We start from the raw sequence: 503 nt of genomic DNA, 5'->3' as shown, positions 1-503 counted from the left end.
AGTCATATGCAGTTTTCATCATATCGGACGGTACGCTGTCCGGAATCTCCACTTCATCAATGGATGTGATCGCTCTCTTTAACGCCTCAGATCTCTTAGATACGTCAATGGTCTTGACGATAGCCTTTGCATTGGTAATGAGAGTACGAACATCCGGAGTAACGTAGAGAATACGTCCAGCTCTCGGAACACGTTTGTTGTCCATTGCAGTCATCATCTTATCGAATACATCAAGGACATTATCCGTTGTGAGGACTGTCTGATCTGCTGTCTTGCTCTTTGCAGTGTAATCCGCATACAGTTTGGAAATGAGATAGCAGTTCATTTCTGGGAACTTCTGCTCCTCATTGAACACTCTTGTAATGTTCGCAATGGAGGCTACCTGGTTTGTTTCCTGGATATCACGAGGATGAACCAAAGTGCTCCATGTTCTGTGGTTAGTTACCTGGAGTGGTGTCCAGGAGTTGTTGTAGTTACGTTTCTTCTGACCGATTGTGTCTCTG

General features: G+C 44.7%; 1 pseudogene. It reads right to left on the bottom strand.

Annotated elements, in window-relative coordinates:
• Positions 1-503: pseudogene (locus WMO25_RS18785) on the bottom strand (capsid protein); the annotation flags it as partial.

The sequence above is a fragment of the Coprococcus intestinihominis genome, assembly GCF_040096555.1.
Classification (GTDB): domain Bacteria; phylum Bacillota; class Clostridia; order Lachnospirales; family Lachnospiraceae; genus Coprococcus_A; species Coprococcus_A intestinihominis.
The sequence above is the reverse complement of the archived record's forward strand: the minus strand, read 5'-3'. Positions and strand labels throughout refer to the sequence as shown.